This is a genomic window from Cellvibrio sp. 25HG11W-0 (assembly GCF_057815475.1).
Map to the genome: position 1 here is coordinate 4,362,259 of NZ_CM174230.1, position 24,306 is coordinate 4,386,564.

The window sequence follows — 24,306 nt, forward strand, 5'->3', positions numbered from 1 at the left end:
TTTAGCACCGATTACCTACTTATTACCCACCAATAGCCCGTTCAGCGACAATTTTATCTACACCGTCATGAGTCGGTTCAGCAGCAAACATCTTAATCAGGACGGCAAACAATGAATAATTTACAGAGTTACTGCACGCGACTTAAATGGATAATCCCACTTTTCGCTATCACTTTATTGAGCGCTTGTGGCGGCAAGGGTGATGTACTTGGATCAAGCGGCGGCGCGGCACTGGCGCCTTCGGTCACCTATATGACACCTGTTAGAGCTGCCAGCAATGTTCTGGTCTACAGCCCAATGATTACCGCTACCTTTAATGAAGCGGTGACAGTGGCGGATAGTGTTGTTGTGAGCTGTGCGACGCCCTGCACGAATCCGCAGGGCACATTAAGTGTGGATAGCACTAATACTGTCGTCACCTTCACACCTAATGCCGATTTAATGGCAATGACGCAATACACGGTGACCGTCAGCGACGTTAAAAGTCTTGCAACTGGCTTAGTGCTACCAAGCCCCTACAGTTGGAATTTTACGACTGGCGCAGCGGCGACCAACGTTACAGTAACCGCGGTTGCGCCCGGCGCGAATAGTTCGGGTGTGCCAACAAATAACACTATTATCAGCGCCGACTTCAACGAAGCTATAGCACCTATTACCGGCGCAGCAAGCTTTACCCTGACCTGTGCACTGCCCTGCATTAACCCGACTGGCACAGTTGCACGCGACTCACGTAATCGCGTTGCCACCTTTAAGCTTACAGCGGGATTGCAGCTTGAGCCTATGACAACTTATACCGCGACTCTGAGCGGCATTCGGAGCTTGGTGACCAATGCGCCCTTGGCAGCACCCTTTGTCTGGACATTTATGACCGGAGACACAATCGATACGACTCGCCCCCGTGTGAGTTTTACTGTACCTGCGACAGCCACCTCCGGCGCCACAACCGATGTAGCAACCAATATGGCGATCAATGCCGTGTTCTCTGAAAATATGGCTCCGGCGAGTATTTCAGCAGCTAATTTTAGCCTCAGCTGCGCTGCTCCCTGTATCAATCCCACCGGCACCCTGAGTTATGCCCTAGGCTCCAAAACCCTGGTGTTTACGCCAAGCATGGCGCTTATGGCAAATACCACTTACAGCGCACAAATTAGCACCGGGGCGACGGACCTAGCGGGCAATGCCTTAGCAGGCAATCAAGCGGCACTGCCTGCGGCGAGCAATTATCTGTGGACCTTTACCACCTCCGCCACTGCAACCCTCGCCAAAAATATCTCCGTTACCCAAACTAACCCCGCCGACAATATGGGCAATGTCTGCACAGATGCACTTATCAACGCCACCTTTATGGTGCCATCGGGTACAAGGCTGGATCCAAACAGCGTTAACGCTTCGAACTTTTCGCTTGCCGAAGCTAACGCTGCCAAGACACAAGTGCTGGCTGCGGCAGTCGTGATTGATGCAGCAACCGGCAGCATAGCCAGCTTTGATCCACTCAATGACTTGGTTGCCGGCACAACTTACACCGCAACTCTGAAAGCGGGTGCCACCGGCGTTACCGACCTAGCCCTGCCCGCCAACACCCTAGCAGCTGACTACAGCTGGGATTTTACCGCGGTGAGCTGCTCAACCATGCCGTCGGTTTTAATACCGCTCGGCTCAATCGCCACTTTCGGGACTTTTGGCGGCTCGGCAGGCACAACTAATCAGGGCACCCTGACCATTATTAATGGCGATATAGGCACCACCGCCGTATCGACCATGGTGACTGGCTTTCACGATAACGGCATAGGTTGCACCTACACCGAAACACCGCTGAACACTGGCACAGTCAACGGTAAAATTTACACCTCGGCACCGCCACCCACGGTTGAGTGTCCCACCGAAGGCACTGCGGTTACCGCCGCGGTAGCAGAAGCGGCACGCGCCGATGCGCTTACCGCCTACAACGCCCTCGTTGCCCAACCGGGTGGACCAGACCAAGGTGCGGGTAACCTCGCTAATTTGGTGTTGGTACCCGGCGTTTATACCGCCGCGGCCGGTTCCTTTATGGTTGAAGGCGGCGACCTAACCCTTGATGCCCAAGGCGATGCTAACGCGACCTGGGTATTCCAAATGGCAAGCACTTTAAGAGTCGGCGGCCCTGGCGCTGCGGCCCCGCAAAGTATTCTGCTGGTAAATGGCGCTCAGGCGAAGAACGTATTTTGGCAAGTCGGCACCGCCGCAACCATTAATGCCGCTGGCGGCGGAACCATGGTGGGAACACTGATCTCACAAGCAGGTGCGGCAATTTCGACCGATGGCAATGTTGCAGTAGTCACCATTAATGGCCGAGTCATCTCACTCAATGCCTCTGTGACTATGGTCAATACCGTCATCAATGTACCCAACCCCTAATCGATCAGCCTATGGCGGCGGCAAGTGCCTAGCACTGCCGGCGCCTAGGCATCATAAAATTGCGAGGCATAGACTATGAAATTTATTAAAGCATCAGGGATGTTGGGGTTAATGGCACTTGCTGTTACCACGTCCCTCGTTCAAGCAGATGATTCCGGCTGGTATATGGGCGCCAATATTGGCCAGTCCACTGCCGACATCGACAATGAACAAATTACCCGCGATTTATTAGCGGGGGGGTTCTCTGAAATCATCTTGGAAAATGACGACCGCGATAGCGGCTATAAACTGTTTGGCGGCTATCAATTTAATCGCTATGTCGCCCTAGAAGCTGGCTATTTCGACTTAGGCGAATTCAGTTACAGTGCCACCACCCAGCCCGCAGGCACTTTGGATGGCCGCATGAAACTGCGCGGCATGAATGTAGATGTGCTGGGCTTTATTCCGCTCGGCAGCAAATTTTCTGCATTCGGTCGCCTAGGTGTTAACTACGCTGAAGCAAAAGATCAATTTAGCGGAACAGGTGCCGTGAATGTGCTAAGCCCGCGCGCCGATGAACGCGCGGCCAACCTAAAACTCGGCGCCGGTGTGCAATACGCCTTTACCGATGCGCTCGCTTTACGTGTTGAAACTGAGCGCTATCGCATTAATGATGCGGTGGGCAACAAAGGCGATGTGGACTTGGTATCAATCGGTTTGCGTTATCGTTTCGGTGCAGCACCAGCACCCGTCGCTGTAGTGCAAAAACCAAAACCGATTCCCGCACCAGCTCCGCTGCCAGCACCTGCGCCGCGTATTGAAAAATACACCTTGTCAGCCAATGAGCTATTTAGCTTTGACAGCTCTGCGGTACGTCTACCACACGCAAAGCTCGATGAAATAGCAAGCGCACTGAAAAGCGATGGCTCACCCGATGAAATAGTGATAGTCGGTTACACCGATCGCTTAGGTTCCGAAAGTTACAATCAAAAATTGTCTGAACGCCGCGCACTTGCGGTAAAAAACTATCTGATGAATAAAGGAATTGAATCAAACCGCCTGCGCGCAGAAGGCCACGGCGAAACTGATCCGGTTGTAAGCTGTGAGCAAAAAAATAAAGCGGCGTTAATTAACTGCTTAAGCCCAAATCGCCGCGTCGAAATTGAAAAAATGACAATAGTGCGCGAAGTCACGCCGTAATTGCGCGCCTAAGGCGAAAAGAAATAAGCGTTTAATTGTAAAACTGAATTTATAGACGTGTTCTAAAAAAAATAGCAGAGAAATTTTGCGCCCCTAGAGTCCTATAACATGCAATAGGCTGCAGGGGCGTTTCACATTAAGGACAAGCGATCATTAAGCAAACTAGCGCAGTAACTTTAGCGCGGCGCCATTAGTACGCCATAAAAAATAACCGCTGGGTAACCAATAAGCACCGCAAAAGTAATGAGCAAATCGATTCTATAGGCAATTTCCTCAGCCCCCTTTTTCATCAAGTACACAATCATGACACTGCTCAGTAGCCCAACACCTACAATAATGAATGACGCAACTTGTACCAAGTCAGACAGAGTAAATAAATTGTTGGATGGCAGCATTAAATCAATCGTGTATTTATTACCTACACAAGCAAATAACGCCGTCATGATCAAACCCACACGACTCTCAATCATCTCTCCATTGAAAAAATACAATATGCAGATAATGATGTAAGAAACAAAGAAGCCTAAGAAATAGGTCCAAAAAATTCGATCCCCGTAGCGTTCAATGGGAATAACAATAGACATTCTTGGATATATGCCCTTTGCACCACTTTTTAGTCCAAAGGTGGTGGGGTATTTGTAATCAAAACTCCTAATTTGAATCGGTGAAATATGCCACCCAGACAAATCTAAATCATCGCTGACGAGGCTGTTGGCCATATCAGGCACAAAGGTTATTTGCGTTGAGTCGAGTTCAATGCTCTCAATATTAATGGTTACCTTCTGCTGATCGAAGGGAAAGTATTTTATATCCCAGTTTTGATTTATCTCTGCCGTAAACTTAGCCATGGTATGCAAGGTGCCATCATCATTTTTTACGGTGAAGTTTTCATTCTCTATAATCTCCCAGCTGCGCGCATTGGTGATTTCAATTTTATTGTAGAACTTATAATCTTCAGGCAGAACCGCAGGGTCGTAGGTTGACCAAATCCATGCGGTAACGGTAAATTTCTTTTCAAGAATATCGAGCGCATATAGGGATGTAACATAAACCCCAACCGGGATTTCGATACGATTCTCACGGGTAAGGTCAATCTCTTCTGCCTTCACCGAAAAAGAGAGCAGCAGGGTAAGGGTTAAAAAAATCACTCGCTCAATCATACGCATAATTACACCAATATCATTTTCTTGTTAATTTCGAGCGCCATGGCTTCCTGCTGTAGCTCCTTTTTAAGTAATTTTATAAATTCAATCACCTCATTGGCGAACTTATTTAGATCATCCTCGGTGGTATAGGAAACCACCAAATGAACCACTTCATTCACAATGCCCGAGTTATCGCTATTCCACACACCCTTAGCCTGAGAAGAGGTGGCTCCGCCAAATTTTTCGCCTAAAAAAACCATAGTTCTATCAACATAAATAGAAGAGTCAAAAGGCTGATCAATATTAATAGTGGTTGGAATGAATATACAGATTTGATGTACACGCTCTATACGCTCAACAATATCATTAATTACCTTTACTGCTGGCTCGGGTATTTTAAATACAGTTTTGGTGAATGCAGGTAAATTGGTGATATGTGGAATATCAAAATCTACACTCATCTCAAGGTTAGTATTTTTCTCCACTCTGTTTAAAATAGTATAGAGCGTAGTTTGATATTGATGAACATGACGCCGAATACTTTTAACTACAGACGCCGTTTTTTCACCCGAGCTGTCGGCATTCGGTGCCATGACCACTATGGCTTTTGTATAGCGAAATAAGGGTTCAAGATACACGTCTATAAAGTGATCAAGATCACCCTTAACCGTAACATTCATAACAATATTCGCGTATTGATTTAATATTTTTGTCATTAACAAAGAGGACTCCGCCCCCTCTGGCACCTCGCCAAGATCGAAATCATTCCAGATATCAAAGCCATTGGGATGTTTGTGAACGCGCTCACTGCTTTCATAGCCTAACTCAGCGCTCATATGGCTATTAGCGGGGTACTCCATATAAACTGTTTTTTTATCGCTATTGTTTTTCGCTAAACTTCCCGCAAAATAACTTCCGATCGTGGTAGCACCACACCCCTGCTCTGCACTCACGACTAAAATGAATTTAGGCATATAGCGCTCAAGCGAAATATTAAGATCCGTTAATTCTGTATTTTTTTGTTTAATCTCATCGATAAGGTTTTTATTCTGCTGAAACGTTTCGCTAATCTTAGTAAACCAAGGCACCCAAGCTACAGGCACAACACTACTGGTTACCGCCTTTTCAGTAACGCCCTGGCGTGAAATATGTTGCACCAAGGATTCAGCTGGATAGATAAACTCCCGGAACGTGATTTTTTTCATCAAATACAATAAGACGCCGAGGGAAGTCAGCAACACAATAAATACCGTACCTATAGATGAAAATATACGGCTAATAAAAAACTGCGTCTTTTCTACATATACAACACGCCATGGTGCATTTTTTAATTGATAACAAATAGATTGATAACCCTGACTGTGCTGAACCAAATTAAGGTCACTGCACGGACGGGAAATCGCCTCGACACTTATGCCTTGCGGCAAAGCACTACTGAAAGTAGAACTATCGGAAAGCGGAACACGAGGATGAGCCAAGAGTTGACCTGCAGCATTGGTAATTGCCAGCTCACCTAATCCAGGCCTAAACTCTTTAACGTAATTACCCAATTCCTCCAGGGTAAAATCAATTGCAACTGTGCCTAAAAACTCATTGTTGCGATAAATAGGCTTCGCTGCGGTAACCATAGTGCCCTTGCCCGCCTCATCAAGATATACCGCCGTCCAAAATATACCTCTACTCGGGTTAGCCTCTGGCCCACCGAGCGTATAAAACTCTTTTTCGTAGAGGTGATCAGTAAACTTAAACTCCGACGAAGGCACCCAAGGATAAATATTGATAAAATTGTTTTTAGAGGTGTAATACACCCAAGCCGCATTAGGCAAGCTGCTAAGGGTAGACTTGAACGCACTATTAAGGCCAAATGCCATCTCTATTTCATTTTTTACATTTTCAGTGAGCGCTGTTACATTCCCTTTTCCAGTCAAGTTACCCGCATCTTTAGTTACATAAGGCGGTGGAACATGATCCAAGCCGTATTCATCAGCATCAATTGCAGAGAGGCCATTCAAATAAATACTGGGTTTGGAATTGGGGCTGAGAAAATAATCCTGCGCATTATTTTGCATTACATCCAACAAGAGCGTAACGCGCACAATGAGGTTGTCTATTGCAATAGATTCCGTTTTAAACTGCTCTACGAGTTGATTATTTTCATATTTGGTCTCGCTCATCGTTTGGATACTAATAAGCAGCGCGGAAACTAATAACACCGCCAAAAACGTATACAGCATTATCTTGTTATATCGAGCCGTAAACTGACGAGCTTCGAATTTTTCCATATCATTTAAGCCTATTTATTATTGATACGAAGGTATCAGAGTGACTCATAGCGCGCTTGCAAGCTAAACCATTAACGAAGCGCTGCCAATTACCGCCTATAACCCAAGGTTTCACGCAGGCATGTGCCGTCAGCAACTAAGCGGTGCTTTTGGGCAAGAATCCTACGTACAGATACATAATGCAAACTAAATTGTGCGCAATCTCTTTGATACGCCAAATTGGTATACAACAAAGATAGTAGAAATTTCGCCCAACCATCACGCCCAATATTGGGGCGCTTTTTCAAGAAATTGCAGAAGCTTAAAAATAGCAGCGAGCATGGCAAGAGGGGAGAACATATGGGCTGAGTGCCAATTTCTATTTTTTTACGTAAATCCGAAAAAACAATACAGCTATTTGCAACAGTAATACCATGCTAATTAAATAGAGCCAGGAAAACGCATTAATTTGAAAAAGAACAAATAAAAGCCCAATATTCACTATGATTTGTGGATACAACATCTGCCTCCCTGCGAAATAACACAATCCAGACATCAATACCATTATTACACTCTCACCAAGAAGCTTCGCCGTGTCAAAGATATCTCGAGGCTCTGGCGTACTACCATGCGTGCCTATGTCGCCGACATATAGCAATATGGACATATTTACTGCTATAAATATAAACACTAGCATCAACAGCCAGTAGATGTATGACGTAATATACAGCCAATATTTCATATGGGCCTTTTTATATTAATCAGTTGAGCAAGCGTAAAAATATATGATGGCATGCATCAAATATAAATATGGGAATCGCAGCGAAAGCACTGCCAATTATTACTCGCCAGTAACATCTTCATCTGCACGAATCAACGTTTTATAATTATCGCGGTAGTCTTCCAAGTGCTCGCGCAGAAAATCCCGATAGCGACCTGTCAAATAATTCAGAGTCTCATCTATGTCTGCTGCAAACTCAATGCGGTCCAGCGAGCTGGAGGCGACCACAAAGGCATTGAAGCGCGCAGATGCATTTAGCAGCGCAGCACCTACTATGCCGGAATCTGTATTGTCGCAAGCATCATTGGCCTGCTGAATAAAAGCATCTACCTGATCCCAAAAGATTGTTTCATCGTTAGTGTCGGTCATAAAAATCTCTTTATATAAATGAATTGAATTTCACAATGAATAAGGCCGTGCGTTTTATCGCACGGCCTCTCGGTGTTGCATTTGTAGAAAGTTAGGTTGCATTCACAACAGATTAACTAGCCCCAAGCTAACGCCCGCTCTCTTAGCGTAGCTTTGCCTCCAACATGAAGACTTCCCGCTGCGCAGTAGTTGCGCAGAATTGACTCAGCTCTATCTGTTTCGGATATGTGCAACACTAAGGTGTTATCCAACTGCTGCACTTCATGTTTCGCCATGCCTTTACAAAATGCAAATAAATCCATGGTTGAGCCATAATCATACCAAGAGGTCATGATCGATGACTCTGCCGGAATGGTTTGATAATTAAACTGGGCCAGTAGCGCACTATCTATCGCATCATTCCATGAACTGGCATTTTTACCCCAGGGCATCAGATAATAGCAGCCCGATTTCACCAATCGCTCACTAATCTTCTTTTGCCAAGCGGTCGAAAAATCACTGTCGATTAGCAGTACACATTTGAATGGGCGCAAATGATCTAGCGCCGGTACAACATCATTATTCCTTAACTGAAGGTATTCCATTTCCATATTTAATTTTCCTCTAGATCTCCATTAGGTAATATTTTTTTGAGCTTGGCCCCTAGCTCATCTCCCGACAAGAACAGGCAGGGCACCAATATTAGCGTGACCAACGTGGCAAAGAGCACCCCAAATGCAAGTGAAATAACCATGGGGATAAGAAAGCGCGCCTGCACACTCTGCTCCATCATAATCGGCACTAGCCCTATAAACGTCGTGAGTGAGGTGAGCAAGATCGCGCGAAATCTGTCGCGCCCTGCTTGCACAACGGCATCATAAACGGCCTCCCCCTGCTGTCGCAATTGTTTAATACGATCCAAGAGCACCAAATTGTCATTCACCACAACGCCGGCGCAGGCGATAAAGCCAAGCATAGAGAGCATGCTGATTTCGCGCCCCATCAGCATATGGCCGATAACAGCCCCCATAAACCCAAAAGGCACTGCTGTTAAAATAATTAAAGGCTGGGAGTAGGAGCGAAAGGCTACCGCCATCATGATGTAGATAACAAAGAGCGCCAATAAAAAGCTTTGCAACATAGCTGTTTGAAAATCCGCCTGATCGCGCATATTGCCGTCGGGCTGCAACCCAAAACCTGCATAGCGCCGCTGCCAGTCTTGGTAGTGTTGCGCCTTCATCGCCTTGACGATGGCTTGCGCATCACCCTCTGTGGTCACACGTGCTGTTACACTGATGTTGCGCTTGCGGTCACGCCTATTGATCACCGTATATCCGGGGACAAATACCACCTCAGCCACTTCCAGAAGAGGAATCTCCACCCCTTCAGCGGTACGTACACGCATGTGATTTATCTGCTGTAGTGACTCGCGCGCTGCTTGCGGGTAGCGCACCAAAACACGTACATCTTCACTACCGCGAGGAATACGCTGCGCCTCTTCGCCATAAAATGCTTGGCGTACCTGACGCGCGATTTGATTTAAATTTATATTGAGCATTTCAGCGTTGGGCTTTAAGCGCAATTCAATTTCGGGACGCGATGCCTCAAGACTAGTTTTGACATTGTATACGCTGGGATAGAGCGCTAAGGCTGCGGTGACTTCATCAGCAATAGCTTGCTGGTCTTCTGTGGAATTACTGTCGATACTTAAATTTAATTTGATGTCATCGTTAGAGCCATTGATGGTGAAATCCAAACTAAATACTTTTGCTTCGGGTACTTCACCTATTAACTCGCGCCAGCGCTTGGTAACGGCGTCCACACCAACCTTGCGCAACTCAGCATCTTGCAAGGCGACCGCCATATAAATATTGACACCATTGGCCCAAGTTTGAATGCCGCGAACAAATTCACCGCCATTAATGTCTTGCAGTGTTTTATCGTCGCGCAGCGCTAAGGCGGCATCTTGCACCTTGCGCATAATGCGCTGCGTTTCATCAAATGAACTGCCTTCAGGCAAGGTTAGGCGTGCCTCTACCGAGTCGCCTGGCACTTGCGGCATAAAACTACTTTTAAGCCAGCCTGTACTAAAGAGTGTTAACGAGAGCGCAAAGGCCATGACAAAACCAAGAATAGTTGCACCCTTATGCCGTAGAAGCTTTGCCAAAAAAGGTTGGTAGAGTGCACTGGCAAAATAATCCAAACCTGCCGCCACTTTATGGCGCAGGACCGATAATTTTTTAAGGGCAATGTTGCGCGGCTCTCGCTCCGGCTTCATGTGTGCCAAATGCGACGGCAAAATTAACAGCGACTCTATAAGGGAAAAAATCAAACAGAGGATTACAACTACAGCGATAGGTGCAGCTACTGGCCCCATAGCGCCAGGTACATCGAGCATCGGCATAAAAAAGATCATGGTGCTAGCTACCGAGAAGAATACCGGTGCACTCACCAGTTTGGCACCGCTGGCAGCACTGGCTGAGCCCTTAAGACCGTGTTGCTGCCGCGTATAAATACTTTCACCAACGATGATGGCATCGTCCACCACAATCCCCAACACCAATAGAAATGCAAAGAGTGACACCATATTAATGCTGACGCCCAAATAGGGCAGCATCCAAATTGCACCCGCGAAGGCAGTAGCAATGCCCACACATACCCAGATGGCAATGAGCGGACGCAAAAATAACATGAGCACTACAAACACCAATATCAAACCGCCAAAAGCATTGCTGGCCAATAAATTTAAACGCGCACCAAAGAGCTTGGACATATCGCGCCAAATATCTATTTCAATACCCGCCGGTAATATAGGTTTAATGTTGTCGATATAGTCACTCACAGCGCGCGCAGCGGCGAGAATGTCCGGGTCTTCTGAAATAGACAACTCTAAAAACACGGCGCGTTTGCCGTTGTATTGGGCGACTAAGGTCCAATCGGAAAAGCCGTCGTCAATCTCGGCTATATCGCGCAATAAAAGCTTGCTGCCATCGGCACGGGTAATCACCGGAATGCGGCCAAACTCGTCGGCACTATCTGCTTGGCTGCGGGTTTGAATTTGAATATCGCCATCGCGGGTGCGAATAGTACCGGCGGGTAAGTCTAATGAACTTTGACGAATTGCCTGCGCGACTTGATCAAAGGTTAGTTGGTAGCGACGCAGGTTTTCTTCCGAAATTTCTATACCCATTTCATAAGGGCGCGTACCGTTGAGTTGCACCTGCGAGATACCGGGCAGCAGCGCCAGCTCATTGCGAATGCGCATACCGGTTTCTTTTAACGCGGCTTCATCTACATCACCATAGAGCGCTATGCTCATAAGTTGACTGCGCCCCATTTGCCGCCGCACGACAGGGCGCTCTACATTGCCCGGAAAAGTATTGATAGCATCAACGCGAGTTTTTACATCACCCAAAATTTGTTGCGGATCATAACCCTTGGCCACCTCAATACTGACTACGACAAAGCCCTGACGGGATTTAGAGCTAATCGCATAAATACCTTCTAAGTCGGCAATCGATTCCTCGATTCGAATTGCCAATTGCTGCTCAACTTCTGCAGGGCCAGCACCAGGGTAGTTCATTTGCACTTCAATAAAATTGCGCGCAACAACGGGGAATACTTCTTTGCTTAAATTAGAAAAACTAAAAAAACAGCCCACAAAAATGAGCACCATGAGTAAATTAGCGGCCACCCTATTTTCGACAAACCACTGAATAAGGCGATTCATTCAGCAGCTCCTTTTTCATGGGATTTCTTTGTTGATACAACAATAGCGTTAGTGGCCGCCGCATTAACGCGCGCATCGCTTGTGCTTTTTTCAGATGCCTCAAGTGCAGCCTGACTTGAAGCTGCTGCACTTTTTCGGTCCGTATCAATCGCAACTTTTGCCCCCGGGTTGAGATAGCCCTGACGCGTAAGGACTATGGCCTCGCCCTGCGCTATGTCTGCCTGTATCCACACCCAGTCTTCATCTAAGCGCAATATTTTTACCGTTTTTTCTTGCACTTGTTGCTCAGCATTAAGGCTATAAATTTTATCGCGACGAAAGAGCGCGCTTTTCGGTAAGCGCGTCACCTGCGGTAAGGGTTTACCGTGAATCTCTGCGTTTAAATACATACCCATCATCATGGGTGACGTATCTTTGGCAGAAAATGGCTGGGCAATTTCTACTACGGCGTAGTACATGCGCGATTGCGGATCAAGGCTCGCTTCTGTGTGAGTAATCTGGCCACGCCATTCATGCTCAACACCCGCCACCATGCCACGCAGATCTACCACTGGCCATTGGCTCTTATCTTTATCGGTGCGTCCAGTCAGTGGCAAATCGATTAACGCCGCTTGTTGATCCGTAAGCGATAGACGCACCAGCGCAACCGCATCGTCATAGACCGTCGCAATTTTTGCGCCCATGCCGACGAACTGCCCGAGATCCACCCAAGTATTTTTAATACGACCATTAAATGGCAAGCGAATACGCGTGCGCTCCAAATTTAATTGGGCTTGGTCGCGCTCCGCCTGAGCGGCGGCCAAATGCGCCTCAGCAGCAGCCAATTGCGGTTTACGCAGCGACAACTGATTGGCCGCAGCATCGCCCAGATCGCGCCATTGACGCTTTGCTTGGCGAACCATACCGCGCTCGGTTGCAAGCTGTTGCTCCGCCTGTTTGAGCGCAGCGTTAGCGCGCGCTAATACCACCTGATAGTCGCGCGGGTCTATTTGCACGATGGTATTACCCTGTGCAAAAAAACCGCCGCTAATAAACTCTGGGGCGACCTCCGTAATCACGCCCGATACCTGAGCGACCAAATCAATTTGGCGGCGCGGCTCTAAGGTGCCTTGCGCCGCCACATTCACTGCCATGGTACTAGGCTCTGCCAACACCACCTCTACGCGCGGAAGTGAAGGAACCTTAGCAGCGCGCAGCTTGGGAACAGGCTTGAACAAAATGGTCACCGCTATAAGCACCAAGCCAATAACCAATACCACTAAAATAACGGGCACACGCCCAATCCACTGCTTCATAACGCGTCCATCTCATTAATTCATTTAAATAATCGTAGAGCTATTGTGGCGGCTCACAGAAAAATAGCGAAGCCCACTTACACATATTTGCGGTTTAGGGGGTAAAGGGGCTTAATAAGCATCGCTAACAGGCGCCAGCGATGCATTCGACCAACTGTGACAAATTTACTCGCCCGTAAAAATAACCTAATTCTCTAACAACGAGCCGTTAATTCTACCCTATGAACAAAGTTTTCATTATTGGCCTACCGCGCACGGGCACTACCAGTATCAGTGTGGCCCTGCTACAACTTGGCCTCAAGGTTGCGCACACCGCCTATACCAAGCGCGCCTTTGAGCTCGCTGACGCCATCGCTGACGCGCCCTGCTTTAGTGACTATGCGCAGCTAGATAAACTATTCCCCGGCTCTAGGTTTGTTTACCTGCATAGAACACCAGAGATTTGGGCGCCCTCTATGCAGCGCCTGCTCAAAAAAATGCTGCCACAGTTAAATGAAAAAATAGGCTATCTCCACCCCGTGCTCAAACGCAGCCTTAAACAGACATTTCAACTAGACAGCTGTTTAAACCCACTGGATGAAGAGCACCTTATCAATTGCTATAGAACACATCAGTTGAGCGTTATGGATTATTTCTCGAATAGAAATGATTTACTTGAATTGGATATTAGTCAGGCAAGAAGCCTACGCAAGCTCGCAGATTTTTTAACCTTAACAGGGTGTGACACCATAGGAGGCGATGTAGAGAACGATTTCCCCCACTTCAATATCGGCAAACAAGTGGACGGCTGGAAGAATTTTAAACACCCTAATAAAATTAATGCTCTCAGCGCAGGCAAAGAGCATAAAAAGTTTTTTGATTATCAATAAATACAGCGTTATTTAACCCTCAAATCAAGCATCCACTGCAAGCCTTGGTCTTGTGTTGTTACCTTGAGCTTTACTGCACCTGCTTTTATCGCAATGAGCCGTGAATTTTTCTCATCGATTTTGATGCTCGCCGTGTCGCCATCAAGAGTTAATAAATAATTTTTGTTTGCCGCATTTAACGGTGCAACGAGCACCTTAAAGCTTTGTACTTCACCCACGGTCAATTCACGTTTTTCACTGTAGAGATACACACCTGAAACTTTCACCACACCGTCGGTATAAAAAGAGGAAGGTCGCTCAGATGTTTGCATAACACTGTAAGGACTTAGCGCAACAATATTCGCCCCAGGCGTGTGGGTCCAGAGCCCAAAGCTGCCAGCCTGAGTGATATCAAAATAGCGGAAGTTATCGCAATCGCCATTTTTCATGCCGCCCCAAGACCAATTAAGCCAACCAACGTTATGTTCATGTAATATTTTCATGCCCTCTAAATAGGGTAAAGGCTGCTCTAGATCACACTGACCAACGCGAGTGACTGAAGGGCCTTCCCCCACAATCATTGTAATACCTAGCGCCTTGGCTTTTTGAGCAACTTTTTCATAATTCTCAATTGACACAGCCGCAGGCCAATAGGAGTGCACAGAAAAAATAATATTAGCCAAAGGGTCTTCTTTTAATAATCTAGGCCCAACACGCAACAGCTGATCCAGATTTTGGCCCCAAAGTGATGCATCGATCATCAGAGGCACTGTGTAGCCCCAGGTGCGCAACGATTTAATTGCCGCTTGATAGGTAGTGAAAAAATCTTCGTCACTGATGTTTTGGTCGCCCGCCTCATTAGCTATATTTACAATAGTCCACTGACGATTGCGCTCTATAGCCGCAATAAGCTGAGGATCATGCCAAAAATCGATACAGGCCTTTAATGCACGCCCCCACTTTCCGGTAGCGCTATGGCACTCAGGTATCGCCACCATTTTTTGTACAAGCGTGTTGTCAATAAGGGTTATAAGGTCTGCTTTGGCTGTGTTTTTATCCCAAACCAAACGCACCGTATTAGCACCTGTTTTACTTATTTCAGAAAGTAAATGCTTACCAGTTTTATCCTTAGACCAAACGAACATCTCATTAAAGCCGCGCATAACCAGTGGCTCATTCGCCGCGGTAAAGAGTGCCCCCCTGTCAACATACAGGGTGTCTCTATCAGCACAAGCCCATGCGGAAAAAACAAACATTGAGGCAAACAAGAATCCTTTAGCTAGATTTGTATTCATAATATTTTCACATAGATTTTATCTTGACAAAGCCCCCATCAACCATCTTGCTGGCGACCAGCTATTGACTACTGCAACACCTTAAACTCAACAGCTACCGAGGAGGAGTATTTTATTTCATCAAAGGAGTTTTCCGGTGTTTGAACTTCTGGCGCATATTGTTTTTTGTATCCGCCACTGCCGCCAGCGCGTATACCTGTAACTATAATCTCCTCCACATCACCGGCACCTTCAGTAGCTTGAATGGCATTGACTTTTTCAACGAACGACTGTGCCATCAACTTTACTCCTAGGGATTTTTCATAAAACACTTTGCGCTCCATTACCTTGGCCAGCGCCTTTTCCTTGACTTTCTGTTGATACTCATCTTTTTTGGAGTGTTCAAATACAGTGCTAGAAATAGAGGATTCTGGATAGCTATCAGACACTTCTGACAAATACTGCAATTGCGGCTCCTCCGCGATTTTAATCGAGATTCGATTAACCACTTTAAAGGTATCTACTTTTTTACCAAACCAGCCATATTGAGGAGAGGATGAAAACTTCGAATTTTTTATACTCGCAGGGCTAATACCGAAGGCAATAATTTTCTGCACTATAGCGGCGCGTATCTCTGAGTTTCGCTTCATAGACTCGGACAAAAGTTTTGACTCTGTCTCCACCAACAGGGTCACAATAGCGGTATCAGAATAGGCAGTCTCCTCTGCAGACTCATTTATAGTGACTAGGTTATCGCGGGGATAGATAATACTTCTTACATCCTCAGGGCTACCTTTGATTTCAGGCTCAGCGAGAGCACCGCAAGAAATAAATACAGCCAGAACGATCATTACTAACTTCATAGGATTACCTTCTATTCATTATTTTACTAACAAGCTATACCCGTCTTAATCTACAGAACCTACAAGTATAGAAAACGCTTAGCCCCATCCCATTAGCGATTATCTAATGCTCACAACCCTTCATCAAAAATCCATGCACATCATTATGGATATAGCCATCTTTGCTCTTCTCCATTTTTGATTTAAACGTATAGCTAGTCACCTCGTTTCCAGTTAGCTCAATATCAAGCGATAGTAATACACCCGGCTTGTCCAACAGATACTCTGTACTCGATTTTTCCACAAGGCTATATTCAGGCAGTGCATTCATATTATCGAGAAGACAGCTGAGCTGAATATGTTTTCCAAAGCCAGTGGTGAAAGCAGATGAACCCGTATCAAAATCATACTTACAACCAGACAAACTTAACACCGCTAAGGCCAACACATAACTACGCATAGTCTTCTCCTAATATGATCGCGCGGTGATTATCCATTTTATAAAGCTAAAGCTTATCGCGCGCCTTACAGTAAATATCAAAGCTGATGAAAAAACCTATCTGCACGAGGGATGTAATAATTATCGTAATTGAAAGACATAACGACACTTCTCGATCTACCCACCAGCTCATCGCGCGGCACAAAGCCGATCACACGGGAATCCGCGCTGATATCTCTGTTGTCACCCATCGCCAAATAAAATCCAGCAGGCACTGTTACAGCACCAAAACTCGACAAACGAGAGCCGGCTTTATTGAGCCTTACGCTATGCTCTACAACCAAGAGATTTTCTAATTTATCAACTTCCATCGCAGTAGCACCCAACACTTTATAATTTAGCAAAGTGCCATTAATCGATAGAACATTATTCTCCAAGGCTACGCTATCACCAGGGAGCCCAATAACACGCTTAACCAAACGCTTATCCGACACTTTTGAATCAAACACTATGATATCGCCGCGTTCAGGGTCTGCTCTTTTATACAAAGAGATATGGGTAAATGGTACGCGTAGATCGTAGGCCATTTTATTCACCAGTATTCTATCGCCTTCAAGAATTGTGGGTTTCATTGACCCTGTAGGAACTTCATTCCAGTCAGCGAATGCACTGCGAAACACAAACATTAACGCAATGCCAATAATAAAAACTTTATTGTCATTCCACGCACCCAATAATGTATGTTTCATTACTATCTCCTTTATAGAATAATCCCCCTCGCGGCAAGGAGGATTAAGGTATTAAGCCAACAAGCAACCAAAGCAACTACTTTGCAAAAGGTTTGTCTTTAAAATTGGTGCCACGCAATTGCAAAAGCATTTTTCCGCTATTTTTGTTGAGCAATAGTTGCTCATATATTCGCACCAAATCTTCTTTCGTCACTTTTTGCAAGGCAGCTAAGTATCGATCGCGATCATCAAAGGCGTACTTTCCATTCCAAAATTCACTGGTGTAGCGCCCCGCTTCTGCATAAAAATCTGTCGGTTTTTGCAATATGTTGGCAATGAGAGATTGTTTAGCTTGTTCAACTTCGGCCGCATCAGTTGCTTTTAGTAGTGCGAGATAGTCCATACGGAATTTATCCATTCGAGCTTTTATACCGGGCAAATCGGTATTCGAGCTTTGCACTAGCATAATAAAGCCAGGAACATCATCCACTGCGTAGTTGAAACTGGTAACGACATAACCGAGCTGCTCGTGAGTGCGCAACTGCATAAAAAATGCATTGCCAAACAGCGCATTTAACACTGCCAATTGCGCCTGCTCATCGTCAGATTTCTTGTCACTAAACCAAGCTTGCAATACCGCGCTGTCGGCCAAGTCTACTGACTCACTAAAGCCTACAACTTGGTTAGACTTTGGTGTGCTGTAACCATTAAGCGCACGCGTGACGGGCATGCGTGTGCCGGGCAATATGGCGGCGGCGGCAAGCGCCATGGTTTTTACTTGCTCTTCGGTATAGTTGCCTACAGCAAAAATACGCAACAATGGATTCGCCTTAATAGCAGCGTGATAGGCCTTAACATCTGCAAGAGTAATTTTTGCCGCAGCGGCTAAAAGCTCATCATCTTGATATTGCACCTTGCTTGTTAAACGCCCGGTGTGCCCATAAAGCTGACGAAACACATGGTTTTTATTTTTATTGGCGATATCTTGTTGGTAGCTATCCAAAGCCTCATGAAACACTTTTTCATTGATATCCAAGGACACGAAAGCATTGAGCATTTTTTCTAATAGCAACTCGTGTTTACTGGTATAGCCCGAAATAAATAAGCCTTGAGAGTTTGCATCCATCACCGTTGTAGTAACACCTAGGGAGGCGCGTGAAGCGCGATCCGACAGGGTCATAGTCTGCTTGCCATAAATACTATTTACTACGTGCGATAGCACAATTTGCTTAGGGGCTGAACGAGCGAAGTCCACATTGATTTGCACACCCAACTGCCCTTTGTCTTCGCGATAGAACTCGGAGTGGGTCAAGTAGGCTTCGACACCCGCTTGGCTCAGCACCTGATGTGGCTTTAAGTATTTGTTATCAACAATTGGCGCTGGCTCATCTGTAAACAAATCATTGAGTGGGGGTAAATTAAATTGTTGTTGGGCTTGGAGCTTATCCCAACGGGCATAGTCTGCCTTACTGATAGTGCGCAGTGCATAGCTTCCATCAAAAAAAGGCACCGGTGTATCTACCTGCTCCATAGGGTTCACATACCAAATACGCGCTTTACGCTCATCTAATTGCGCGAGTAATTTTTTTATTGATTTAGCATCGTAGCGATCATAGATGTAGCTCGCATTGAGCAAGTTCGCTACAGGTAAATCGAATTGCGCTTCGGTTAACTCTACCGCTTGATCCAGCGGCTCCGGCTTAGCCGCATTGACAAAATCTTTGCTACGCATAGCTTGCAGTTCGCGATAATAATTAGGGTTAAGTCCCTCGCGCTTAATTAAATCAACATAGGAAAAAATTGCGGCTATAACATCATCTTGCTGCTGCAAACCCTTATCGGTCAATTCTGCCTGTACCCGTAAGACACCATCAGGGCCGTAGCCTTCTGCGTCTATATAGGCCGTCACCATTTTCACTAGGCCTTTCGCACGCAGCTGTTCACCGAGAGTACCCGGTTCCTCTGACGTCAAAAGATTACGCACATATTCATTGGGCTTTAATCGCCATTCACTCTTATTAGACTTTACGGGGTAATCCACATAGAGCAGCTTTACATCTTTCATTGGCTTATAGTGAATTGACTTACCCATTTCCGCCTTGGTTAAACCTGGCGCGATAATTTCAGGCACAACAACTTCTTTGTTGGGAATACTGGCGAAATGTTTTTCCGCGAGCGCTTTCAGCTCGGGTAATGATTGTTTGCCCACTAGGGTCAACTTCATGATGTTAGCGGAATAGTAGCGATCATAAAAATGCTTCAGCGCTTCCTGCAAATTAGAGCTGGGCTTATCTTGCAGCGTATCTAAATTACCTATATTGAATTTTGAACTGGGGTTTTTTGGATTTGCGGTAAAGCCTTGCAGCGCGAAAAGATTCCAACCATCCTGGGCTTTTTGCAGCGACCATTCGTTGTTTACGGCGTTGCGTTCTTTATCGCTAAAGTGCGGGTCAAACGTGGGGCTTTTAAAGTAATCACTGAAACGATCGAGCGCCTCATCAAACTTGCCCGCATTTATTTGAAATAAATAGTTAGTCTTGTCGTAGGCGGTGTAGGCGTTGGTCATACCGCCATTGGCCGCGGTGTATTTCATAAAACCATCGGGCTCTGGGTATTTATCTGTCCCCAAAAACAGCATGTGTTCTAAATAGTGAGCCAGCCCCAGCTGCTCGGGCGGATTATGGGCGCTGCCTACCCCAACGGCTATAGAAGCCGCTGAATTTTCCAAGCTGGGATCAGACACCAATACCACCTGCAAGCCATTAGGCAACATAAGGGCCGAATATTGGCGATCGTCGTTAGGGCTTTTAACGATAGTGACTTGTTCAAGGTTTTGGGCGGTAGGTTTAGTGCTGTTGGTAGATTCACAGCTCACCAAACCAATTCCGCCTAGCAACAGAAAACTGAAGGCATAAGCCGAGTAGCGCTTTAACATAGCGTAGTTCCTTTGAGTGAGTTCTATAGAGTTAGCGCGCAAGCCTAGCAGACTTTGGAACCGCTCGCACGGCGCTATGCACACCAGGTGCAACAACAAGTTCAGGGGGATTTAACCGTAAAGTACTGCCTTCGAAGCTGCCACCGATCAATAGGACTTCAATGGTAATTGGGGGTTCCCGGTAAAGGTGACAAATCAGAACTTAAGGTTGCAACAAAATGTCGCTGACGCTGCATAGTCGCGCCTGAACTTTCATCTTTCACTTCGCGCTTTGCCGCAATCAAACGTCTACCCAGCTGTTGATATTTGGTTTTAACTTCAGTCTTGAAGTTAAAACCAATGACAATAAATATTCGCCCTGAACCTTTTTCAAAAAACTGGCTGGCAAGGGGCACCCCTTTTTCATCAATCCACACTTGAAAGCGATTTTTGTATTTGCGTACGTATTTACGAAAATCTCTGTCTATCTTTTCTTTCGACAGACTAAAGGTAAGTAACCTGACTGAAACACCATTTAACTCAACCCTTTTTTCGCCAACAAAGTTATAACGCCCCAACATCAGCTCCATTTGTGCGGCAGGGTACAATAGTTCGCGCCACTCCCAATATTGAAACTGCCCGACGGCATTCAGCGCTGAGTTTTTTACATTCTCATTGTCAATTTTTGCCAATTCCTCGGCATGTAGCTGTGCAATTAATGCAGGAGAGTAAACAGCGCGCAAGCCATTCGCCCCATCCTCTAAGCGTAAATTGATCAAACCTTCGCGCTCAATTAATTCATCGCTCTCACCGCTGCGACCAAATAGTTTAAACTGTGCATTCAGTGCAATAGGTGCCGTAGACTGCAACTGCGTTAAGCTATTGCGAAAGTCGGCTAATCCGTCCGCCATAGCACCAAATGAAAAGCTCATTACACATGTAATGAGCAGCACACAGATAGCATCATGCACAAAAAACCGCCCAACCATTATTGCCTCCTTCTCTTTAACAACACGAATAACGTTTAGCGGCCTCAGACTATACACACGCCCCCCTGTGCTCGCGCCCAAACTTATTACTGGCTAATTTGAGTACCCTTTTTTTTGATATTTTCGATCATCCTTAAAAATCACTGCATTCTAGCCAGCACTCACGCAGCTAAATTTCGTAACGGTTATTGCGCAGCCAAATAGCCGCTGTGACAAAAACACCACCGATTAATATTAACATCAATAAATCCTGCAGCATGGCATCATTTACTTTCAATAACTGCCCGACCACTATGGCATTTTTTGCCTCCAAGAGAATGGCAAAATAACCGCTCATAAAGTGAGTAATACCTAGCGAAAACCCCATGTATTTATTGAGTAAGTAGTCGGCCAACAGCAGTAGCATAGGCACCAGTGATGCAGTTATAAAGGGCGAACGTTTAGCAAATGCGGATGCCATAAGAAAGAAACCAAGCACTGGTAACAACAGTAGCATCCAGTAAATGTTTTCATAAAAAACAATAAAAGGAACGCTCAGATGCCCTCCATTCCAGAGTGAACTAGTTAGATAACCCACGGCAATTCCCTGAGTCGCCGACACTGCGACCCCCAATATAATTAAAAGCAGACTCGATATAATATTGGTAATTAAAATGATGAGCGGAGCACCTATAACCACCACACCCAGTTTAACTAATACATTAGTGGTTTCACTAACGGGCAATGAGCGCCAAAACAGTATGTCGCGCTCTTTACGATCATCAAATAAGCAGCGGTGCAAGAAGGCAATAAGCACCAACGCTAAGGCCGCACTGACCAAAATACAATTGGTGTACATTATGGCAAGTATAATATTGTCAAACCCCTCTGGGGTATTAGCAACATAGCTGCTAAATTTTTCTAGATTCTCCTCGCATGAAACACCAAAACATTGGGCACCCACCTCACTCAAAGGTGGCACTCCGGCGTCACTTAGGCCGTAACTTACGGTAAATATAAAGGCCAACATAAAGAGAGCGGTAATTATTAGTGGAACATAAACAAAACCAATTTTATTTTCCCAATACTCGCGCTTTATTTGCGCAATAATTTTTTTACTGTTCATAGTCAACTCACTCACCTTGGGTGTCTTTAGCGGCCTGTGCCGTTTGCGGTTGTATTTTTGCCACAAATAAATCAGCGAGGCTAGGCGTTAACATTTTCCCTAATGTCTGTAATTTTGTGCGATCAGGATTTTCGTAAATCAGGCTACACCCGCCTAAACGATTGCGAATATGGATAGGCCCTAAGGCCAGCGCCTCTGCCTTTTTATCAGCATCCACTTGCAACTCAACAAATTGATCCAAGATTGCCTCCATACTCACATCCAGGACAATCTCTCCCTTATTGATAAACATCAAATCGGTCAATACGCCTTCTATTTCCTCAATTTGATGGGTGGTGATGACAATGGTTTTTTTCTCATCGTAATAATCATTGAGCAGAGATTCATAAAATTGCTTGCGATAGATAATATCTAAACCCAAGGTCGGTTCATCCAACACCAAAAGCTTGCTGTCAATCGCCATGATTAAAGCGAGGTGTAGTTGCGTGACCATGCCTTTGGACAGCTCTTTCACTTTGCTTTTAGGGTCGATATTTGTTTTTGCCAAAAAGCCACGGCACTTTTCACGATTAAAGCGCGCATGCACACCAGCCACATAGTCCAGCAAGTTTTCTACCCGCATCCAACGCGGCAAGGTTGCGGTGTCGGCGATAAATGAAACCTGTTCTAACAAGGCAACTCGCTCTTTGTGTGGATTCATGCCCAGCACCTGTAGATCACCCTCAACGTCGGCCAAGCCTAAAACGCCTTTAAGCAAGGTAGTTTTACCCGCACCATTGGGGCCGATTAAGCCGAGTACGCTACCTTCAGGAACGGTGAAGTTAATATTGTTCAACGCCAGTTTAGTACCAAATTTTTTACTGACATTTTTTGCGCTTATGATAGCGGTCATATGTTTTTCCTTTGTTGCGCTTGTTATTTTCTATTTGGTTTTCTGCAGTGCGGCGCACAACTCATCAACACCTATGCCCAGATCCTTGATGCGCTCCAACAATGCAGGCAATTCAACAGATAAAAATTTTTCTTTTTCAATAATATGTAGCCGATTTTGTGCCCCGCTGAGTACATACATACCCATGCCGCGCCGCGCTTCTACTAGTTGCATATCCACCAACTCCTGATAAGCCTTGCTTACGGTAATGTGATTTATTTGGTAATCCCCCGCCACTTGGCGTACCGAGGGCAGTGCATCGCCCTCTTTAAAGGTGCCCGCCAATATCAAACTGACAATCCGCTCGCGCAGCTGCCGGTAGATTGGCTGTTCATCATTCCACGGTATATTCATGCTGTGCCTTTTGATGTTTGCGCACATAGCGCGGGGCTAGGCCGCCGCGCGCCAATGCAGTAATTGTTTTTGCAGTGCGAGCTTTCCGCGCGCTACGTGGGTTTTTAAAGTACCCAAGGGAATTTGCATCTGTTGCGCGGCCTGCGTGTGGGAATAACCTTGCTCAAGGCAGAGCTGAATCGCCATCTGTTGCTCGGCACTAATAGCTGCCATCGCCTGCTGTAGATCACAGCGCAATTCATCTTGCTGCAATGCACAGGGAGCAATAAGGGGCTCCAATAATTCATCGATACTAACCCAATCGAGGTGCTTGCGACGCCAGTGATCCTTCGCCTGATTAAGAGCAATGCGATACAGCCAAGTGGAAAACTGTGCGTCCCCTTTAAAACTGTTCAGCTTGCGAAATGCGCGCAAAAACGTTTCTTGTGTTAAATCTTCAAGGAGTTGCGTATCACCGCCACACCAACGCAGTAACAAAGCGCGCACGAGGCGCTGATGACGCAGTACCAACTCCGCAAATGCTGCGTGACTTTCACCTTCCAAGGCTAAGGCTAAGAGCAACTTATCCATTACGACTCCTTACAGACTTACATTGATATAGTGTTATGGTTAACTATAACACCTATAACAAAACTGTAAACCCCTCGCTTACCATTTAAACGATTTATGTGCTGGGAGGATTTAGACAGGAAAGAGAGAAAAGGCGACACCAAACGAGGAAACGAGCCGGAACTAGATAAGCACCGGCT

General features: G+C 45.9%; 19 protein-coding genes. 3 read left to right on the top strand and 16 right to left on the bottom strand.

Annotated elements, in window-relative coordinates; translation table 11 throughout:
• Window positions 1-111: 111 nt before the first annotated feature.
• A complete protein-coding gene (locus tag AC0KUT_RS18305; RefSeq protein WP_488831835.1) occupies window positions 112-2,394 on the top strand; it encodes an Ig-like domain-containing protein in 2,283 nt (760 codons plus the stop codon).
• Window positions 2,395-2,469: 75 nt separating this feature from the next.
• Entirely contained in the window at window positions 2,470-3,573 is a 1,104-nt protein-coding gene (locus AC0KUT_RS18310) for an OmpA family protein (RefSeq protein ID WP_488831836.1), read from the top strand.
• A gap of 176 nt (window positions 3,574-3,749) precedes the next feature.
• On the opposite strand, the gene AC0KUT_RS18315 is transcribed toward AC0KUT_RS18310, so the two are convergent.
• The 6 genes from AC0KUT_RS18315 to AC0KUT_RS18340 form a co-directional block, all read right to left on the bottom strand.
• Entirely contained in the window at window positions 3,750-4,739 is a 990-nt protein-coding gene (locus AC0KUT_RS18315) for a ligand-gated ion channel (RefSeq protein WP_488831837.1), read from the bottom strand.
• Between the two features lie 2 nt (window positions 4,740-4,741).
• Entirely contained in the window at window positions 4,742-6,892 is a 2,151-nt protein-coding gene (locus AC0KUT_RS18320) for a cache domain-containing protein (RefSeq protein ID WP_488831838.1), read from the bottom strand.
• Between the two features lie 928 nt (window positions 6,893-7,820).
• Window positions 7,821-8,129, bottom strand: a complete 309-nt coding sequence (locus tag AC0KUT_RS18325) for a DUF3144 domain-containing protein (protein ID WP_488831839.1) — start codon at window positions 8,127-8,129, stop codon at window positions 7,821-7,823.
• A 116-nt stretch (window positions 8,130-8,245) separates the two neighbouring features.
• On the bottom strand, window positions 8,246-8,719 hold the full coding sequence (locus AC0KUT_RS18330) for a DUF7684 family protein (RefSeq protein WP_488831840.1): 474 nt from the start codon (window positions 8,717-8,719) through the stop codon (window positions 8,246-8,248).
• 2 nt (window positions 8,720-8,721) lie between these two features.
• Window positions 8,722-11,838, bottom strand: coding sequence for an efflux RND transporter permease subunit (locus AC0KUT_RS18335; RefSeq protein WP_488831841.1), 3,117 nt, complete (start codon window positions 11,836-11,838; stop codon window positions 8,722-8,724).
• On the bottom strand, window positions 11,835-13,133 hold the full coding sequence (locus AC0KUT_RS18340) for an efflux RND transporter periplasmic adaptor subunit (RefSeq protein WP_488831842.1): 1,299 nt from the start codon (window positions 13,131-13,133) through the stop codon (window positions 11,835-11,837). Before AC0KUT_RS18340 ends, AC0KUT_RS18335 begins: the two co-directional genes overlap by 4 nt.
• A gap of 221 nt (window positions 13,134-13,354) precedes the next feature.
• Here AC0KUT_RS18340 and AC0KUT_RS18345 point away from each other — a divergent pair, with 221 nt between their 5' ends.
• Window positions 13,355-14,002, top strand: a complete 648-nt coding sequence (locus AC0KUT_RS18345) for a sulfotransferase family protein (protein WP_488831843.1) — start codon at window positions 13,355-13,357, stop codon at window positions 14,000-14,002.
• 8 nt (window positions 14,003-14,010) lie between these two features.
• On the opposite strand, the gene AC0KUT_RS18350 is transcribed toward AC0KUT_RS18345, so the two are convergent.
• From AC0KUT_RS18350 to AC0KUT_RS18395, 10 genes are all read right to left on the bottom strand, one after another.
• Entirely contained in the window at window positions 14,011-15,276 is a 1,266-nt protein-coding gene (locus tag AC0KUT_RS18350) for a cellulase family glycosylhydrolase (RefSeq protein ID WP_488831844.1), read from the bottom strand.
• Between the two features lie 68 nt (window positions 15,277-15,344).
• On the bottom strand, window positions 15,345-16,118 hold the full coding sequence (locus AC0KUT_RS18355) for an SIMPL domain-containing protein (RefSeq protein ID WP_488831845.1): 774 nt from the start codon (window positions 16,116-16,118) through the stop codon (window positions 15,345-15,347).
• A 103-nt stretch (window positions 16,119-16,221) separates the two neighbouring features.
• A complete protein-coding gene (locus AC0KUT_RS18360; protein WP_488831846.1) occupies window positions 16,222-16,557 on the bottom strand; it encodes a hypothetical protein in 336 nt (111 codons plus the stop codon).
• A gap of 77 nt (window positions 16,558-16,634) precedes the next feature.
• Window positions 16,635-17,285, bottom strand: a complete 651-nt coding sequence (gene lepB, locus AC0KUT_RS18365) for a signal peptidase I (protein WP_488831847.1) — start codon at window positions 17,283-17,285, stop codon at window positions 16,635-16,637.
• Between the two features lie 76 nt (window positions 17,286-17,361).
• The gene (locus AC0KUT_RS18370; RefSeq protein WP_488831848.1) at window positions 17,362-20,199 is read right to left on the bottom strand and encodes an insulinase family protein; all 2,838 of its coding nucleotides are present in this window, start codon (window positions 20,197-20,199) and stop codon (window positions 17,362-17,364) included.
• A 158-nt stretch (window positions 20,200-20,357) separates the two neighbouring features.
• Complete coding sequence (locus AC0KUT_RS18375; protein WP_488831849.1) at window positions 20,358-21,167, bottom strand: hypothetical protein; 810 nt, start codon at window positions 21,165-21,167, stop codon at window positions 20,358-20,360.
• Window positions 21,168-21,336: 169 nt separating this feature from the next.
• Entirely contained in the window at window positions 21,337-22,272 is a 936-nt protein-coding gene (locus AC0KUT_RS18380; RefSeq protein WP_488831850.1) for a hypothetical protein, read from the bottom strand.
• A gap of 7 nt (window positions 22,273-22,279) precedes the next feature.
• Window positions 22,280-23,164, bottom strand: a complete 885-nt coding sequence (locus tag AC0KUT_RS18385; protein WP_488831851.1) for an ABC transporter ATP-binding protein — start codon at window positions 23,162-23,164, stop codon at window positions 22,280-22,282.
• 30 nt (window positions 23,165-23,194) lie between these two features.
• Window positions 23,195-23,557, bottom strand: a complete 363-nt coding sequence (locus tag AC0KUT_RS18390) for a GntR family transcriptional regulator (protein ID WP_488831852.1) — start codon at window positions 23,555-23,557, stop codon at window positions 23,195-23,197.
• A 36-nt stretch (window positions 23,558-23,593) separates the two neighbouring features.
• Window positions 23,594-24,127 (bottom strand): RNA polymerase sigma factor, encoded by a 534-nt coding sequence (locus AC0KUT_RS18395; RefSeq protein ID WP_488831853.1) that lies wholly within the window; start codon window positions 24,125-24,127, stop codon window positions 23,594-23,596.
• Between the last annotated feature and the right edge of the window lie 179 nt (window positions 24,128-24,306).

Bases quoted from the DNA above. Each gene is read 5' to 3' on its own strand.
- AC0KUT_RS18305 (WP_488831835.1), top strand. From the start codon at position 112: ATGAATAATTTACAGAGTTACTGCACGCGACTTAAATGGATAATCCCA.
- AC0KUT_RS18310 (WP_488831836.1), top strand. From the start codon at position 2,470: ATGAAATTTATTAAAGCATCAGGGATGTTGGGGTTAATGGCACTTGCT.
- AC0KUT_RS18315 (WP_488831837.1), bottom strand. From the start codon at position 4,739: ATGCGTATGATTGAGCGAGTGATTTTTTTAACCCTTACCCTGCTGCTC.
- AC0KUT_RS18320 (WP_488831838.1), bottom strand. From the start codon at position 6,892: ATGAGCGAGACCAAATATGAAAATAATCAACTCGTAGAGCAGTTTAAA.
- AC0KUT_RS18325 (WP_488831839.1), bottom strand. From the start codon at position 8,129: ATGACCGACACTAACGATGAAACAATCTTTTGGGATCAGGTAGATGCT.
- AC0KUT_RS18330 (WP_488831840.1), bottom strand. From the start codon at position 8,719: ATGGAAATGGAATACCTTCAGTTAAGGAATAATGATGTTGTACCGGCG.
- AC0KUT_RS18335 (WP_488831841.1), bottom strand. From the start codon at position 11,838: ATGAATCGCCTTATTCAGTGGTTTGTCGAAAATAGGGTGGCCGCTAAT.
- AC0KUT_RS18340 (WP_488831842.1), bottom strand. From the start codon at position 13,133: ATGAAGCAGTGGATTGGGCGTGTGCCCGTTATTTTAGTGGTATTGGTT.
- AC0KUT_RS18345 (WP_488831843.1), top strand. From the start codon at position 13,355: ATGAACAAAGTTTTCATTATTGGCCTACCGCGCACGGGCACTACCAGT.
- AC0KUT_RS18350 (WP_488831844.1), bottom strand. From the start codon at position 15,276: ATGAATACAAATCTAGCTAAAGGATTCTTGTTTGCCTCAATGTTTGTT.
- AC0KUT_RS18355 (WP_488831845.1), bottom strand. From the start codon at position 16,118: ATGAAGTTAGTAATGATCGTTCTGGCTGTATTTATTTCTTGCGGTGCT.
- AC0KUT_RS18360 (WP_488831846.1), bottom strand. From the start codon at position 16,557: ATGCGTAGTTATGTGTTGGCCTTAGCGGTGTTAAGTTTGTCTGGTTGT.
- lepB (WP_488831847.1), bottom strand. From the start codon at position 17,285: ATGAAACATACATTATTGGGTGCGTGGAATGACAATAAAGTTTTTATT.
- AC0KUT_RS18370 (WP_488831848.1), bottom strand. From the start codon at position 20,199: ATGTTAAAGCGCTACTCGGCTTATGCCTTCAGTTTTCTGTTGCTAGGC.
- AC0KUT_RS18375 (WP_488831849.1), bottom strand. From the start codon at position 21,167: ATGGTTGGGCGGTTTTTTGTGCATGATGCTATCTGTGTGCTGCTCATT.
- AC0KUT_RS18380 (WP_488831850.1), bottom strand. From the start codon at position 22,272: ATGAACAGTAAAAAAATTATTGCGCAAATAAAGCGCGAGTATTGGGAA.
- AC0KUT_RS18385 (WP_488831851.1), bottom strand. From the start codon at position 23,164: ATGACCGCTATCATAAGCGCAAAAAATGTCAGTAAAAAATTTGGTACT.
- AC0KUT_RS18390 (WP_488831852.1), bottom strand. From the start codon at position 23,557: ATGAATATACCGTGGAATGATGAACAGCCAATCTACCGGCAGCTGCGC.
- AC0KUT_RS18395 (WP_488831853.1), bottom strand. From the start codon at position 24,127: ATGGATAAGTTGCTCTTAGCCTTAGCCTTGGAAGGTGAAAGTCACGCA.